The organism is Actinocorallia sp. B10E7, from assembly GCF_039871655.1.
GTDB lineage: Bacteria > Actinomycetota > Actinomycetes > Streptosporangiales > Streptosporangiaceae > Actinocorallia.
In genome coordinates this window covers 19878-35251 of the sequence record NZ_JBDPLZ010000005.1, presented here as the reverse complement: position 1 = coordinate 35251, position 15374 = coordinate 19878, and the positions used below count along the sequence as shown (strand labels likewise).

Annotated in this window: 13 protein-coding genes and 1 tRNA gene; 4 read left to right on the top strand and 10 right to left on the bottom strand. The window is 71.4% G+C overall.

Going from position 1 to position 15374, the window contains the following annotated elements; translation table 11 throughout:
- Positions 1–2: 2 nt before the first annotated feature.
- Genes ABGB12_RS17910 through ABGB12_RS17895 form a run of 4 tightly spaced genes read right to left on the bottom strand, consistent with a single transcriptional unit; the run spans position 3 to position 6872 of the window.
- Entirely contained in the window at positions 3–3410 is a 3408-nt protein-coding gene (locus ABGB12_RS17910; protein ID WP_347679275.1) for an amino acid adenylation domain-containing protein, read from the bottom strand.
- Positions 3407–4843 (bottom strand): anthranilate synthase component I family protein, encoded by a 1437-nt coding sequence (locus tag ABGB12_RS17905; RefSeq protein WP_347679274.1) that lies wholly within the window; start codon positions 4841–4843, stop codon positions 3407–3409. The genes ABGB12_RS17910 and ABGB12_RS17905 overlap by 4 nt, the downstream gene beginning before the upstream one ends.
- On the bottom strand, positions 4840–6207 hold the full coding sequence (locus ABGB12_RS17900; RefSeq protein ID WP_347679273.1) for an AMP-binding protein: 1368 nt from the start codon (positions 6205–6207) through the stop codon (positions 4840–4842). The genes ABGB12_RS17905 and ABGB12_RS17900 overlap by 4 nt, the downstream gene beginning before the upstream one ends.
- Positions 6204–6872, bottom strand: coding sequence for a flavodoxin family protein (locus ABGB12_RS17895; protein ID WP_347679271.1), 669 nt, complete (start codon positions 6870–6872; stop codon positions 6204–6206). The genes ABGB12_RS17900 and ABGB12_RS17895 overlap by 4 nt, the downstream gene beginning before the upstream one ends.
- A 125-nt stretch (positions 6873–6997) precedes the next feature.
- On the opposite strand from ABGB12_RS17895, the gene ABGB12_RS17890 reads away from it, so the two are divergent.
- Positions 6998–7747, top strand: coding sequence for a thioesterase domain-containing protein (locus ABGB12_RS17890; protein ID WP_347679269.1), 750 nt, complete (start codon positions 6998–7000; stop codon positions 7745–7747).
- On the opposite strand, the gene ABGB12_RS17885 is transcribed toward ABGB12_RS17890, so the two are convergent.
- Positions 7719–9092 (bottom strand): cytochrome P450, encoded by a 1374-nt coding sequence (locus tag ABGB12_RS17885; protein ID WP_347679267.1) that lies wholly within the window; start codon positions 9090–9092, stop codon positions 7719–7721. The two genes, ABGB12_RS17890 and ABGB12_RS17885, sit on opposite strands and share 29 nt — an antisense overlap.
- A 145-nt stretch (positions 9093–9237) precedes the next feature.
- On the opposite strand from ABGB12_RS17885, the gene glyA reads away from it, so the two are divergent.
- Complete coding sequence (gene glyA, locus ABGB12_RS17880; protein WP_347679265.1) at positions 9238–10575, top strand: serine hydroxymethyltransferase; 1338 nt, start codon at positions 9238–9240, stop codon at positions 10573–10575.
- 14 nt (positions 10576–10589) lie between these two features.
- Entirely contained in the window at positions 10590–11378 is a 789-nt protein-coding gene (locus ABGB12_RS17875) for an SAM-dependent methyltransferase (protein ID WP_347679263.1), read from the top strand.
- 50 nt (positions 11379–11428) lie between these two features.
- On the opposite strand, the gene ABGB12_RS17870 is transcribed toward ABGB12_RS17875, so the two are convergent.
- Positions 11429–12190 (bottom strand): BTAD domain-containing putative transcriptional regulator, encoded by a 762-nt coding sequence (locus ABGB12_RS17870; protein ID WP_347680635.1) that lies wholly within the window; start codon positions 12188–12190, stop codon positions 11429–11431.
- A gap of 368 nt (positions 12191–12558) precedes the next feature.
- Positions 12559–13659, bottom strand: coding sequence for a winged helix DNA-binding domain-containing protein (locus tag ABGB12_RS17865; protein WP_347679261.1), 1101 nt, complete (start codon positions 13657–13659; stop codon positions 12559–12561).
- A 138-nt stretch (positions 13660–13797) separates the two neighbouring features.
- Between ABGB12_RS17865 and ABGB12_RS17860 the strand changes: the two genes are divergently transcribed.
- Positions 13798–14091, top strand: a complete 294-nt coding sequence (locus ABGB12_RS17860) for a type II toxin-antitoxin system VapB family antitoxin (protein WP_347679259.1) — start codon at positions 13798–13800, stop codon at positions 14089–14091.
- Between the two features lie 220 nt (positions 14092–14311).
- On the opposite strand, the gene ABGB12_RS17855 is transcribed toward ABGB12_RS17860, so the two are convergent.
- The 3 genes from ABGB12_RS17855 to ABGB12_RS17845 form a co-directional block, all read right to left on the bottom strand.
- Positions 14312–14398 (bottom strand) — tRNA-Ser (locus ABGB12_RS17855).
- A 10-nt stretch (positions 14399–14408) separates the two neighbouring features.
- The gene (locus ABGB12_RS17850; protein ID WP_347679257.1) at positions 14409–14840 is read right to left on the bottom strand and encodes a nucleoside deaminase; all 432 of its coding nucleotides are present in this window, start codon (positions 14838–14840) and stop codon (positions 14409–14411) included.
- Between the two features lie 74 nt (positions 14841–14914).
- Positions 14915–15373 (bottom strand): tRNA adenosine deaminase-associated protein, encoded by a 459-nt coding sequence (locus ABGB12_RS17845; RefSeq protein ID WP_347679255.1) that lies wholly within the window; start codon positions 15371–15373, stop codon positions 14915–14917.
- Position 15374 lies beyond the last annotated feature (1 nt).

Sequence of the window (15374 nt, the reverse complement as noted above, 5' to 3'; positions counted from 1 at the left end):
TCTCAGGACGCGACGGCCCGGAGCCTCTCCGCGTAGGCGTCGAGGAGGGCCCTCACCCGGTCGGGGTCGTCTCCTGCGACGTGCAGGCGCAGTCCGTCCGCTCCGAGGACGGCCCGGACGTCCAGGTCCGCGAACGGGCTGCTGGAGACGACGACGGACGGCGCGGACGGCGCGTCGGCGGCGTCGGTCTGAACGGTCAGCAGGACCGTCTCCCCGCTTCCCTCCCGAAGCGTCCGGATGTAGGAGAAGTGCCCGGCCAGGAAGGCCAGATGCGGGGCGCGGCGGCTCGACCGCACGAGCAGCGTCGCCTCCGGAGCCACGGCGCGCAACACGTCGGCCAGGACGTCCTCGGTCTCGGATCCGGTGCGCTCGAGGAGCCTGGTGAAGGCCTTCGGTCCCAGGTCGGCGAACGCGTGGACAAGCCGGTCCCCGTGCCCGACGCCCGCGCCCCGACGTGCCGGCGCCGCCTGTTCGGGCCGGAGGGCGCCCACGTGGTCCCGGAAGGTGAAGGACGGGAGCACCCGGGCCGAGGACGGGTCCTCGTAGTGGGCGGCCAGGTCCGGCAGCACCACGTGGTGGACGCTGTCGGCGTCCACGACGAGGGGCTGCACCGCCAGCTGCACGCAGGCCCCGCCGCCGGGCAGCAGGCCGACGCGCAGCCGGTGCGGGCGTTCCTCGGCCCGCAGCAGGGTCCGGCTCGCGGCCAGCCTCCGCTCCGCCTCCTCCGGTGAGACGTCGCCGAGGTCGATGACGTCGGGGGCCTCCGCCTCCCGGTGCGCCACCTGGGTGCCGTCGGGGTTGACCGTCGTGCGCAGGGCGTCGTGCCTGGCCGCCACCGCCCGCCAGGCCTCGAGGAACCGCTCCTCGTCGAGCCAGTCGAGCCGCCATTCGTAGACGTCCGGGGCGGGCTGCCGGAACCCCGCGGCGGCCCACAGGTCCCGCTGGGCGGGGGTGAGCGGGAACGGCGCGTAGCGCAGCGCCGGGTCGGCCCCCGCCACCTCGCCCCGTCCCTCCACCAGGGCGGCGAGCCCGGCGACGCTCGGCGCGCCGAAGAGGTCGGACATGCCGATCTCGCCTTCGAACCTGGCCCGGACCGCCGCCAGCAGCCGGGTGGCGCGCAGCGAGTCCCCGCCGAGCTGGTGGAAGTCGTCGTCGACGCCGATCCCCTCGATCCCCAGCACCTCCTCCCAGAGCCGGACGAGCTCCCGCTCCGCCTCCGTGCCCGGCGCCCGGTAGGGCACCTCCAGCTCGGGCCGGGAGGAGGACGGAGCGGGCAGCGCCGCCCGGTCGATCTTGCCGTTCGGACTGGTCGGCAGCTCCATCACCACATAGGCCGACGGCAGCATGTAGGGCGGCAGGACCCGGCCGAGGGCGGCCCTGACCTCGGGGATCCGCACGGGACGCGCCGGGTCCGGCTCGACGTAGGCCACGAGCCGCAGCCCGCCCGCGCCGTCGTCCCTGGCGAGGACGGCGCACTGGCGGACCCCCGGCCGCCCGGCCAGCACGCTCTCGATCTCGCCGAGATGCACCCGGTAGCCGCGGATCTTGATCTCGCTGTCGGTGCGGCCGACCACCTCGACCAGTCCGTCCCGGTCATACCGGGCGAGGTCCCCGGTCCGGTACAGAACGGGATAGGGGTCTTCGGGAAGGGTGTTGGGCCGGAACCGCGCCTCGTTCTCGTCGGGCCGGTTCAGGTAGCCCAGGGAAAGGCTCCTCCCGGAGACGTGGAGTTCCCCGACCTCGCCGGGCTCCACGAGGCCGAGGCCGTCGTCCAGCACGTAGACGCGCACGTTGGCGACCGGACGGCCGATGGGCGGCCTGCGGGTCTCCCGCTCCCGCGGGGTGAGGCCCGCGGCCAGGGCCGTCAGATCGCAGGTGGCGACCACGTTCGCCTCGGACGAGCCGTAGACGTTGAGCACGGTGAACGGCAGGCCGGGCGGAGGCCAGGACCGCACCCGCTCGCCCGCGATCCGCATCGACCTCAACGCGGTGTCCTCAGGCCAGGCGAGCCGCCACAACCGTTCGGCCATCGCCGTGGGCTGGAGGGTGTGCGTGATGCGCTCGGCCACCAGCCAGTCCCGCAGCAGCTCGGGCGAGGCCGCGGTCTCCTGGTCGGGGATGTGCAGGCAGGCGCCCGCGGCGAGCACGGGGAAGAAGTCGACCTCGACCAGACCCGCCCCCGGCGAGCACGACCAGCTGCCCCGGGAGCCGGGGTCGATCCCGCACTGGGTCCGCATGGCGTGCACGGTGTTGCGGAACGGGCCGTGCCTGAGCGCCACCGCCTTCGGCCTGCCCGTCGAGCCGGAGGTGTAGGCGATGTGGCTGACGGAGTCGTCGGTGATCCGGCTGACGGGCGGGAGCGGCGGCCCGTCCGCCCACTCCTCGGAGTCCGACAGCACCGCAGGAGTGCCCTCGGGGAGCCGGTCGCGGAAGGCGTCGGAGGTCACGACCGCCACCGCCGACGAGTCGGGCACCATGAACGCCAGCCGGTCCGGCGGATACTGCGGGTCGAGCAGCACGACGGTGCCGCCCGCCTTGAACACCGCCAGCTGCGCGACGACGGCGTCCGTGCCGCGCTCCAGCAGCACCCCCACCGGGGAGCCGTCGCGCACGCCCAGGCCGGCGAGGTGCCGGGCGAGCCGATCGCACCGGGCGTCCAGCTCGCCGAAGGTCGTCACCTCCTCGCCCTGGACCACCGCGGGCGCGTCCGGCGTGTCCCGGCAGACCCGCTCGATCAGTTCGTGGACGTGGCCTTCCGGCAGCGGCGCGGCCGTGTCGTTGACGGCCTCCAGGACGTGCCGTCCCGCCCCCTCGACCCGCTCCCGCCAGGCCGGGTAGCCCTTGCTCTGCTCGACGAAGTTCTCGATCATCAGGAGTCCGTTCTCCGTGCCGACGCTCTCGGGATGGAACTGCACCGACTCGACCGGCAGCCCGTGATGGCGCAGCCCCATCACGTAGCCGTCATCGCGGGACCGCGCGGTGATCCGCAGGCTGTCGGGGACCGAGCCGTCCGCGACGATCAGCGAGTGGTAGCGGGTGGCGCGGAAGTCGGCGCCGAGCCCGGTCAGCACCCCGGTACCGTCGTGGCTGATCTGGCTCGACTTGCCGTGCACGAGGTGCATCGCCGGGACCACCTGCGCGCCGTACGCCAGCCCTATCGCCTGGTGCCCGAGGCAGACTCCGAGGATCGGCAGCCGCCCGGCCAGTTCCCGGACGAGCTCCACGTAGCCGGCGTCGGCCGGATGGCCCGGCCCCGGCCCGAGCAGGAGCGCGTCCGGCCGGACCGACCGGACGTACTCCGGCGACACCTCGTCGTTGCGGATCGTGGACGCCTCCACCCCCGCCGACCTCAGGTACTGGCAGAGGGTGTGGACGAAACTGTCGAACGCGTCGACGACCAGCACTCTCATGCCAGCTCCCTCCCGGTGACCGCCCAGTGGGCGGCGCTCGCCTTGGCCAGGGTCTCCGCCCACTCGCGGCCCGGATCGGAGTCCGCCACGATCCCCGCCGAGGCGCGGGTCCGGTAGAGGACGCCGTCGTGGACGAGCGTGCGGATGCACAGCGCCAGGTTCAGGTAGCCGCCGAAGCCGACGAGCCCGAGCGCGCCCGCGTACATGCCGCGCCGGCTCGTCTCCAGCTGCTCGATGATCTCCATCGCCCGGATCTTCGGCGCCCCGGTCATGGTGCCCGCGGGGAACAGGGCGGCGATCACGTCGTAGCCGTCCCTGCCCGGCAGCACCTCTCCCGCGACCGTCGAGACCAGGTGCAGCACCCGGCCGTACCGCTCGACGGCCAGCAGTTCCGGCACGTTCAGGGTGTCGGTCGCGCAGATCCGGCTGATGTCGTTGCGGCACAGGTCGACGAGCATGACGTGCTCGGCGATCTCCTTCTCGTCCGAGCTCAGCCTCGCCGCGGCGGTCTCGTCGTCGGGACCGGCCTGCAGGGTCCCGGCGAGCGGACGCATCACCGCCGTGCCGTCCTCGACCCGGACGAAGAGCTCCGGGCTCGCCCCCACCAGCGTCCTGCCCCCCGGCAGCGGGGCGAGGTACATGTAAGGAGAGGGGTTGCGCTCGCGGAGCCGCCGGTAGACGTCCACCGGATCGGCCTCGCTTCGGAAGGCCAGCTCATGGCCGACGACGACCTGGTAGATGTCGCCGACCGCGATGTGGCCGAGGCACTTCTCGACGTTGGCCACGTAGGTGTCGCGCGTCGTGTCGCCGACGGCCTCCCGGACGCGCCCGGCGGATGCGGCATGCCCGGACGGTACGGCCGCCAGTGCCTCCGCCAGGCCGGGATCGTCCCGGGCCGGCCAGGCCTCGGACTCGTGCAGCAGCAGTTCGGCGCGGCCGGAGCCGAGCGGGCAGCGCAGCAGGCCCCGGTAGAGCACCAGATGCACCTCCGGCAGGTCGGGCTCCTGCTCGATGAGGTACGGGAGGTTCTCCAGGTAGCGGGCGGTGTCGTAGCCGAAGTAGCCGACGAAACCGAAGTCGAATCCGTGGGGGCCGGTCTCGGCGTCGAACAACTCCTGGACCGACCTGGCCAGATCCCACGGCGAGACGCCGTCCCGCAGCCGGGAGAGCCCGTCGACCAGGCCGGCCGTCCGGCCGAGTACCAGGTCGCGCAGGGGTTCGCCGCCGGTGATCTCCACGAGCCCCCGGGTGACCGAGACGGCCAGGACCTCCCCGAACGCCACGAGGTGCTGGGAGCAGTCGTCCGCCGGGCCCGCGGCGGACTCCAGCAGGCACACCTGGTCCGCTCCGTACCGGGCCGCCAGGGTCTGGAAGGCCGACAGCGGCTCCGGCGCGGGGATCGTGCGCCGGACCGTCCTCACCTCGAGCCTCATGTGGTGATCACCTGCCCGGGTGCCGCCCGACGGGCGGCCAGCACGATCTCGTCGGCCGGGGTCCTGGTGTCCAGGATCCGGGCGGCCTTCCAGCTCACGAACGCCCCCGTCGCGGTCACCGGGTCCAGCTCCGGCTCCCGCTCCAGCCGCACCTCGACCGCGGGCCCGACCAGGGCGCGCAGCGCGGCGAGCGCGTCCCGGGGAGGGTCCTCCAGCAGGTCGAGGCGGACCAGCACCCGGTCGCGGCCGTCGGCGTCGGAGCCGATCACGACCTGGTAGCCGTGGCAGCCGCGGACCCCTCCGAGCACGGCCGACTCCACGTCCGACGGCCACAGCTCGGCCTCCCCGATCCGGATTCGGTCGGCGGCTCTGCCCACGACCGTCACGGTCCGGCCCGGCGCGCCCCCCGGAGCCTCGGCGGAGCCGATGCGCACGAGGTCCCCGGTCCGGTAGCGGACCAGCGGCTTGATCCCGTCGGAGAGCATGGTCACGACCAGCTCCCCCTCCTCCCGCGCCGGGAGCCCGGTCCCGGGGTCGACGAGCTCGAAGACGTAGTTCGGCTCGGCGAGCCGGAGCCGGCCTCCGGGATCCCCGGTGGCCAGGCAGAGCGCCTCCTGGGAGCCGTAGAGGATCGGGGCCGCCGTCGCCTCCGGCCAGAGCGAGGAGACGTTCGCGGCGAACTCGGGAGTGCAGATCTCGCCGAGCACCAGGAACAGCTTCAGCGGAAGGTCCTCCAGCCGGTGGCCGTGGTGCCGCGCCGCCTTGGCGAGGCTGAGGCAGAGCGCGGGCGCGCACACCACGACCTCGACCCCCAGCTCCTCGATCAGCCGGAGCGCCTTGGCGAACCCGACCCTGGGGGACTCCGGCCAGATCTTCACATGGCAGAGTCCCAGCGCGTCGGTGACGGCGGTGAACACGTCGCCGAACGCGTACAGCTCGGACGGCCCCATCAGCCCGACCACCGGACGGCGCCCGCCGAAACGGGCCTCGATCTGCCGCCGGAACGCCTCGACGACCGAGGCGTTGCTCGACACGACGTCGGCGCGGCCGCGAGGACAGGGGGTCGGCGGGCCGGTGGTGCCGGTGGTCTCGTAGAAGACCATCGCCTCGGACGGAGGGCCGGACAGGATGTCGTATCCGGCTTCCCGCAGGTCCGCCTTGGTGGTGAACGGCAGTTCCGCCAGGGGGACGGTCGCCAGGTCGAATCCGGCCAGACGCCTCCGGTAGAAGGGAGACCTGTCCGCCACCAGGGAGAGCACCGCCCGCAGCCGGTGCTCGCGCCAGCCGTCCAGCTCCCCCTCGGTGAGGGTCCCGGCCTGGAAACGGTCCATGACCCGCGCGTGGGACCGGAGGAAGTCGCTCATCCACGTCCCCGCAGCGTCTCGAAGGCGATCCCCGCCCGTTCGTTGGCCGCGGAGACCGGCAGCGGGTCGCGTCCGGTGAGCTCGCGGTGCGCGGCCAGCAGCTCGATCATGTCGATCATCCGCTCGACCATGCGCTCGACGTTGGCCATGCCCTCCTCGTCCTTGACCGCCTCCCCCGGGTGCAGCCCGTGCACGGTCGCGGGGAACCCGCTGCCGACCAGGATCATCCGGTTGAGCAGAAGGTTGGCGACCAGATGGCTCCACGACTCGGTGGAGCTGTACCGGCGGGCGACGGCGATCGCCCCGCCGACCTTGTTGGTCAGCGGGCGCTCGTAGCGCATGTGGCAGACCCCGGCGCGCTCGATGAAGGTCTGCATCAGCCCGGAGATGCCGAAGCCCTGGACCGGCGAGGCGAAGATGACCCCCGCGGCCTCGGAGAGCCGGCGGACGGCGGCGGGCAGGTCGTCCTCCCGGGTGCACGCCGACGTCCGGGAGTTGCAGTCTCCGCAGGTGCCGGTGCCCAGCATCCGCAGATCACGGACGTCGACGACCTCGAAGTCCAGGCCTCTCCTCGCCGCCATCAGGCCCACCTCGTGCAGGACCTCCGCGGTGTTGCCGTCGCGGATGGACCCGTTCACGGCCACGATCTTCGGTCGGATGTTCACTGCGCTGCCTCCTCGCTGGAGCGACTCACGAACGCCGCGAACGCTAGAAGCGGCCGGTTGGCCGACGGTTATGGAGGAGGGATGTCCGTAACCGGGCGCTAACCGCAACCCACTGCTCTCGGAGCATGGACTCTCTGATCGAGATACGGCCCGTGCCCTCTCCCCGGATCACCCTCGTCTGCCTTCCGTTCGCCGGCGGAGGGACGAGCGCCTTCCACGACTGGCCTCGGGACCTGCCCGGTGACGTCGCGATCTGGGCGGCCCGGCCGCCGGGCCGGGAAAGCCGCCTGTTCGAGCCGGCGCACCGCGGCGCCGAAGCGGTCGTCGCCGACCTCCTGCCCCCGCTGATCCCGCTCACCCGCGGGCCCTACGTGGTGTTCGGACACAGCATGGGCGCGCTCCTGGGGTACGAGCTGGTCCGGGCCCTGCGGGCGCGGAGGCTGCCGGAGCCCGCCCACCTGGTGGTCTCCGGGCATGAGGCCCCTCATCTGGGGTCGCACCGGGGCGACCTGCACCGGCTGCCCGACGAGCTGCTCATCGCCAAGCTGCGGCACTACGGCGCGACCCCGCCCGAACTGCTGGACGAGCCGGAGCTGCTGGAGCACTTCCTGCCCTCCATCCGCGCCGACTTCGCCGTGGTGGAGACCTACGAGCACGCCGCCGGGCCGCCGCTGGGCTGCCCTGTCACGGCGTTCCGGGGCGAGGCCGACCAGGACGTCACCGCCGAGGGCTGCCTGGCCTGGGCCGGGCTCACCCTCGGCGGATTCCGGTCCGCGGCGCTGCCCGGCGGCCACTTCTACGACGAGACGGGCCGCCGGGCGCTGCTGGCCGGGCTGCGTTCCCTGCTCACGGACGGCGTTCCAGCGCGAGCCTGAACCCGTCGGGCATGAAGAACCCCGCCTCACGGATCCTCAGCTCGTATCCGGGCAGGCCCTGGAGCCGGTACCGGCTCAGGATCAGGGCCAGCGCCAGGGTCGCCTCGTGCTGGGCGAACTGACGGCCGATGCAGGCCCTGGCCCCGGTGCCGAACGGCTTGTAGGCGTGCGGCGGCCGGGCCCGGTTGGCCTCGGGCAGGAACCGGTCGGGGTCGAACGACTCCACGTCGCCGCCCCAGACGGGGTCCCGGTGCAGCATCGGGATGAGCACCACCGCCCACGCGCCCTTCTTCATCGGGTGGACGCCGCCCAGCACGGTGTCCTCCCTGGCCTCGCGCAGGAACGCGGGCGTCGGCGGCCAGAGCCGCAGCGTCTCGTCCAGGACGCGGCGCAGGTAGCGCAGCTTCACGACCTGCTCGTAGGAGGGCTCGGTGCCCGAGCCCAGCACCTGGTCGACCTCCTCGACGGCCTGCTTGAGCACGTCCGGGCGGGAGGCCAGGAAGTGGAGGGCGAAGGAGAGCATGCCCGCGGAGGTGCCGTAGCCGGCGATGAGGAACGTCAGGATCTGGAAGCGGATGTTCTCCGCCGCCAGGCTCTCGCCGTCGGCGTCCGTGGAGTTGAGCATCGCCCCCAGCAGGTCGTTCGCGCTCGTGTCGCCCGACGCGCGGCGCCTGCGCACGACCTCGTCGACGACGTCGTGCATGTACTTGATCTTCTTGTCGTTCTCCTTGCCGCCGAACAGCTTCATCAGCGGCATCTTCATGGAGAACTGCAGCGTCTCCATCATCGCGGCGACGAGCGGGTGCAGGTCGGAACGGGAGAAGGAGCCGAAGTCGTAGCCGAATCCGGCCCGCCCGATGGTCTCCAGGGCCAGCTTCGTGGCGTCGCCGACCACGTCGACGGGCTCCCCGCCGCACCGGGCGTCCCAGTGGCCGAGCAGCCGGTGGACGGTGGTCAGCATCGCCCCGTGGTAGCGCTCCATCGCCTCCCGGCTGAACGCGGGGGTGAGGATGTCGTGGGCCAGCCGCCAGTTGGGTTCGTCGTTGAAGGCGGTGAACAGGCCGTCCCCGGTGACCGGCCGGAAGGCGTCGATGCCGAAGCCCACGTGCTTGGTGAACCGTTCCTCGTCCGCGAGTTCGGCCACCAGGTCGGCTCCCGAGACGACCACCATCTCGAAGCCCGGTGCCTTGGTCGTGTAGATGGGCCCGAGCCTGCGCGCCCAGGTCATGGCCCCCTGCATGGGCGTCTTGGGGGTGGCGCCCACCAGGTCCCCCAGCAGCGGGACGCGGTTGGGGGGGTGGGGGATGCGATCGAGCTTCGGCCACAGTCTTCCGGTCTCCGCCATGGTCCTCTCCCTGCCTCGTTCTGTCCGAATCGACGCGGACGGTACGGCAGGGCAGTTGCAAGCCGGTTATGCGCCGTTCGTAACCAGTGGCTAACTTCCCGACCCTTTCCTTTCCCCGGAAGAGACGGACCACCCGGGAGGTCGCATGAGCATCACCGCGGTCGGCAGCACCTCGTTCACCGCACTCGCGGCCGAGGCCCTGGCTGACGAGGATCCGGAACTGAACGCCCTGCTCGACGCCGAACTCGCCGGCCAGCGGGACACGCTCGCGATGGTGGCCTACGCCAGCCTCGCCGCACCGTCCGTCCTGGCCTGCGGCGCGTCGGCGCTGGCGAACCTGACCGCCGAGGGATACCCGGGACAGCGGTACCACCCCGGCTGCGAGCGTCTGGACGCGGTGGAGGAGCTGGCGGTCTCCCGGGCCAAGGCGGCCTTCGGCGCCCGGTACGCCAACGTCCAGCCGCACTCCTGCTCCTCGGCCAACCTGGCGGTGCTGTTCTCCCTGCTCGACCCCGGGGACACCCTGCTCGGGCTCGACCTCGACAGCGGCGGCCACCTCACCCACGGCTCGCCCGCCTCGGTCACGGGACGCTACTTCAACGCCGTCGCCTACGGACTCGGGCCCGACGGCCTGATCGACCACGACCAGGTGCGGGACCTCGCCCTGCGGCACCGCCCCAAGGTCATCGTGGCGGGCGCGAGCGCCTACCCCCGCGCCTTCGACTACCCGGCGTTCCGCGCCATCGCCGACGAGGCCGGCGCCTACCTGCTCGCGGACATCTCCCACATCGCGGGGCTGGTGGCCGGAGGGGTGCTGCCCAGCCCCATCGACCACGCGCACGTCACCACGACCAGCACCTACAAGCAGCTCGGCGGGCCACGCGGCGGCCTGATCCTCAGCGGCGCCGAGCACCTGTCGAGCGGACCGTCGGGCGGGCTTCCGCTGGCCCGGCGGCTCGACCGGGCCGTCTTCCCCGCCAGCCAGGGGACGCTGCACCCCGCCGGGATCGCGGCCAAGGCCCGCGCCCTGGCCCTGGTGGCCGCCCCGGAGTTCCGCGAACTGGCCGCACGGATAGCGCTCGACGCACGGGAACTGGCCGCGGCGCTGGCCGGGCTCGGGTGGCGGGTGCTCACCGGCGGAACCGAGACGCACATGGTCCTGCTCGACACGGCGGCCCGCGGGCTCCCCGGCGGCGCCGCAGAACGGGCCCTGGAATCGGCGGGGATCCTGGCCAACCGCAACCGAATCCCCCGCGACGCCGGGCATCCCGGCCGCACCAGCGGACTGCGCTTCGGCACCAACGTGCTGGCCCAACGCGGAATGGGACCCGCCGAGATGCGCCACTGCGCGGTGCTCGCCGACCGCGTCCTGAACTCCCTGGAGGCGCCGGGCCTCGTCCTGCCGGCCGGACTCCGCCGGTCGGTGCGGCACGAGGTCGCCGCGCTCTGCACCCGATTCCCCGTTCCCGGTTATTCCGCCTAGAAAGGATGACAGCGATGAGCAACCTGTCGGAACTGTCCGACGATCGAGCGAACGCGTGCCGCGTGTACGACTTCCTCATCGGAGGCACCCACAACCAGCAGATCGACCAGCCGCTGATCGACCGGCTGCTCGAGATCGCGCCCAACACCCCCGACGTCGCCAAGGAGAACCGCTCCTTCATGCAGCGCGCGGTGCGCCACCTGTACCGGGAGGCGGGGATCACCCAGTTCCTCGACCTCGGCTCGGGGATCCCCGCCGGCGGCAACGTCCACGAACTCGCCCCGGACGCGGCCGTCGTCTACGTGGACGTCGAGGAGGTGGCGGTCGAACGGGCCCGGGAGCTGATCTCCGGCCTGCCCCGGGTCGCCGCGGTCCACTCCGACATCAGGGACACCGGCAAGGTGCTGTCCCACCCCGACACGAGGCGGCTGATCGACTTCTCGAAGCCGGTGGCGCTGCTGGCGACCGGGGTCTTCCCGTTCATCCCCGACAGCGACGACCCCGCCGGGATCATCGCCGCCTACCGGGACGCCTGCGCGCCGGGCAGTCACCTCGCGCTCTCCCACGCGCTCACCGCCGAGCACTGGCCGGTCGCCGCGGAGAAGGTCCTGGAGACCTACCGTGTCCTCGCCCAGCCGATGTTCCCCCGCACCCTGGAGCAGGTCGCCTCCTTCTTCGCCGGCTACCGGATGCTCGAGCCCGGCCTGGTGCCCACCCCGGCCTGGCGGCCGGAGGAACCCGTCTCCGAGGAGCAGATCGCCTACCGCCGGGCGATGGCGGGCGTCGGCGTCCTGACCGGCTGATAATAAATAAGAAAAATCCTCTCCCGGTGATTCCGGGAGAGGATTTCTCGTCAGCGGGCCACGATGGTGCCGGTCTGGTGGCGTCGGCGCAGGACCCTCTGGTAGATCTGCCGGGTGAATTCACTCGGCTCGACGCCGAAGTCCTCTCTCAGCCGAGTCATGCACATTCCGTACCAGCGGCGTGCGGAACCCAGGTTTCCGCGCTTTCCATGAGCCATGATCATGAGCTGGTAAGCCCGTTCGTGATAGGGGTCTATCTCGATGATCCGCCGGCACCAGCGAATAAGGTCGTTGAGGTCGTCCCGGGCGAATGCCTCTTCCGCCAGCCAGGTGAGCGCCGGCAGCGCGAGCGCTTTGCACCATTCTCTCTGCTCGTCTATCCAGTCGGCGCTCTCCCCGATCAGGAAACCGTCCTGATACAGGTGCATGGCGGAGCTGTAGGCGGCGAGGGCCGCCGCCTTGTCCCCGGCCTGGGCCGCGGCCCTGCCCTCCTCGAGCCGCGCCTCGAACTCGTCGACGTCCACCCAGATCTTGCCCGTGTGCAGGATGTACCCGAAGTCCTGGTGGCCGATGCTGAGAGCGAGGTCCGCGTCCGCCGCCGACTCGAGGATCCGGCGCAGGGCGTGGACCGCGACCTTGAGCGAACTGGAGTGGGGGGACCACTCCCTGCGCGGCCACAATGCGTCGTACAACTTGAGTTTGGGGACCACCCTCCCTCTGTTCACGATGAGGTATTGGAAAAGATTCCTTGCTTTACCGGCCCGCCACTGATGTATCTCACGGCCCCGGATCGAGACCGAGAACCTACCCATCAGATTGACTCGAACGTCAGCGTCATCAGACATGCGCGCCCCTAGATAAACCCTCATCAATGACGAACAGCGCAAATCGAATGCTAACAACCTCACACCGGGAGGATGTCCGCAATAAATGACGTCCGGCCGGTCGCGCGCGCAGGAGTCGTCGGCGGACGGGCGCAGGCGTTCACATCCGCCGGGCGGCGGGGGCGGAAAAAGAGGGATCCGGCGGCGGCTCCGTCCAGGAAAGGCCACCCAATCGGATCCCTTGACTTTGAGTTTGTGAGATAGTAGCCGAATTGAAACACCGGAGAGTTAACGTCTCAGACGTTTATTGTCAGCAGAACCGCAGTTCACCCTTCATCGCGGTCATCCGATGACCGCTATTCGACGGGGGCGATCCTCACGTTCCGTGTCCGCGCCGCGGGCTCGGCGAAGGCCACGAGGCGGTGTCCCTCGGCCTCGACCTCCTCGGCGTCCATTGCGGACAGGGCGGCGAACGGCGTGACCGTCAGGGCCGCCTTCTGGAGTCTCCAGACTCCGGCGACGAAGCCGTCCACCAGGACCGTGCCCTTCACGATGCCGTTCTTGGAGATCACCTTGGCCACGTGGGCGTCGTCGATGATCCGCGAACGGTCGGCGTGGGACAGGATCGCGTTGTCGTACTCCGCCAGGAACCTCACGGGGGCGGGGGCGTCCTCGTCCGGCAGGGGCGCGTCGGGGACGTCGTAGAGGAGACGGCCCTGCTCGTCCCTGAAGGTCCGTAGGTCCAGCCGGGAGCAGATCTCGCTCAGGCCGGTGAGGCCCGACCATTTCTGGATGTCCGCGACGGACGCGGGGCCGAAGGCCGCCAGGTAGCGGCACACCACCTCGCCCGTCTCGGCCGCCCGGTCCACGGGGGCGCCCAGCCAGCTCTCCACGGCCGCCCAGGCGGGCTGGCCGCTCTTCCCCCAGAGCCCGCGGGGCGGCGTCTGCACGACGGGCACGACGAACTGGGCGATGCGGGCGAGCTCGGCCGGCTTGCACTGCGGCCACCGCTCCGCGAGCAGTTCACCGAGCTCCTTGCTCCCTCGCGGTTCGGCGAGCAGTTCCCGGGCGGCCTCGGCCAGCCGGTCCAGGTCGGGGATCTTCTTCAGCTCGGCCGCCCTCCCCGGGTTGCCGTACAGCTGGCGGTCGATGACCGGCCCCATCACCTGGCGGAGCCTCAGGCAGTCGTCGGCGGTCACGACGTGGACGGTGCAGCGCATCAGGGTCGCCCGGACCGCTCTCCGTTCGGTCAGCGGCCCCGCCAGGTCCTCCGGGGCGAAACCCTCGACCCGGGACCAGAGGCCGAAGTAGGGCGGGATCGGCTGCTGGGACTGCAGACCGAGAAGGTGGCGGAGGGCGTCCTCCGTACCCAGCTTCGATCTTTCGCTGAGTAGCTGGCGCTGCAGGAGTGCCCGATTGAGTCGGCGGCGGTCGAGGACTTTCTCAGGACGCGTCACGCCCTCACTGTAACGACGGCCACCGACGACCGGCCGGGTTTCCCCTCCCCCGTCCGGTCGACTCCGATGGCTCGTATTCGCGGTCGGCGCAGGTCGCATGGATGGCGGCACCCCGAAACCGCCCATACACTCAAATGTGTGATCTTCAAGGCAGTGGGCGACGGCCGCCCCTATCCCGAGCACGGGTTCACCCAGCGGGAATGGGCGACCATCCCGCCCCGCCAGGTCCTGCTGAGCGAGCTGGTCACCACGAAGCGGGAACTGGACCTCCACTCGCTCCTGGCGAAGGACTCCACCTTCTACGGCGACCTCTTCCCCCACGTGGTCCAGTGGCAGGGCACCTACTACCTGGAGGACGGCCTCCACCGCGCCCTACGAGCCGCCCTCCACCAACGCACGGTCCTCCACGCCAGAGTCCTGGACCTGAGATAGCCGGCAAGCCCCCAAGCGCAGAAGAGCCAGAAAGCCCCCGAGCGCTTCACCAAGGCAAGCCGAACAAGAACGGAAAGCCCCCCGCCAGCAGCACCACGCGCGGGGGGCGTGGGGGGAATCCCCCCACATCGGGGGGTTCGGGGGGTCGTCCCCCCGGGGAAAAGGAGCAGGCCCCCCGGCGAGCAGCCCCGAAGGGCTGCGAGCAGGAGGGCCCGCACTGCGGTGGTGGAGGGATTTGAACCCTCGGATGAGTTGCCCCATCACGCGCTTTCGAGGCGCGCGCCCTCGGCCACTAGGCGACACCACCGCGGGAGAGCCTACCCGAATCTTCGAGTGGAGAAGAAACGGGTTATGGGGGCGGCGCATTCGTCGGCGAGGATTCCGGTGATCACTTCGGGTCGGTGGTTGAGTCTGCGGTCGCGTGCGACGTCCCAGAGGGAGCCGATGGCGCCTGCTTTGAGGTCGGTGGCGCCGTAGACGATGCGGTCGACGCGGGCGAGGACCGCTGCTCCGGCGCACATGGTGCAGGGTTCGAGGGTGACGGTGAGGGTGCAGCCGGTGAGCCGCCATTGGCCGAGGGTGTGGGCGGCGCGGCGGAGGGCGAGGATTTCGGCGTGGGCGGTGGGGTCGCCGGTGAGTTCGCGTTCGTTGTGGGCGCGGGCGAGGACGGTGCCGTCGGGGCCGGTGACCACGGCGCCGATGGGGACGTCGGGACCGGCGTTCTCGGCTTGGGTGAGGGCTTCGCGCATCCAGGCCTCGTAGCGGGGCACCGGGTTCGCGGGTGTTGGGTTCGCGGGTGCTGGGTTTTGCGGCATGGGCGGGTTCAGACCCGTAGGGAGTCGAGTTCTTCGGTGAAGCCGGCGTGTTCGGCGATGTCGGTGAGCGCGTCGGTGGGGATGGCGCGTTCACCGAGCCGGAGGAGTCGGGCTTCGTCGGTGCCGAGGTCGGCGAGGAGGGTCGGGTCTCCGATGGGGTCGCCGTCGGCCGCGGGTTCGGGCCGGTCGCCGACGAGTTCGGAGAGTATTCCGCCGATGGCGCTGTTGTGGGCGGCGGCGCCGTCGGAGAGGAAGACCCGGGGGTCTTCCTCTCCGACGAGCCTCAGGACGCCGAACCAGGCGTCGTTCTCCTCGATGAGGAGCAGGGCGGTCTCGCCGGAGGCCTCCAGGGCCGCCTCTCTCAGGAGGTCGGTGACGTCCTCGGACGTCTCGCTCTCGGCGAGGTCGGCCTCGGCGGCCATCCAGCCTTCATCTGTCTGCGCGAACACGGCGGCGAAGTACGGCACA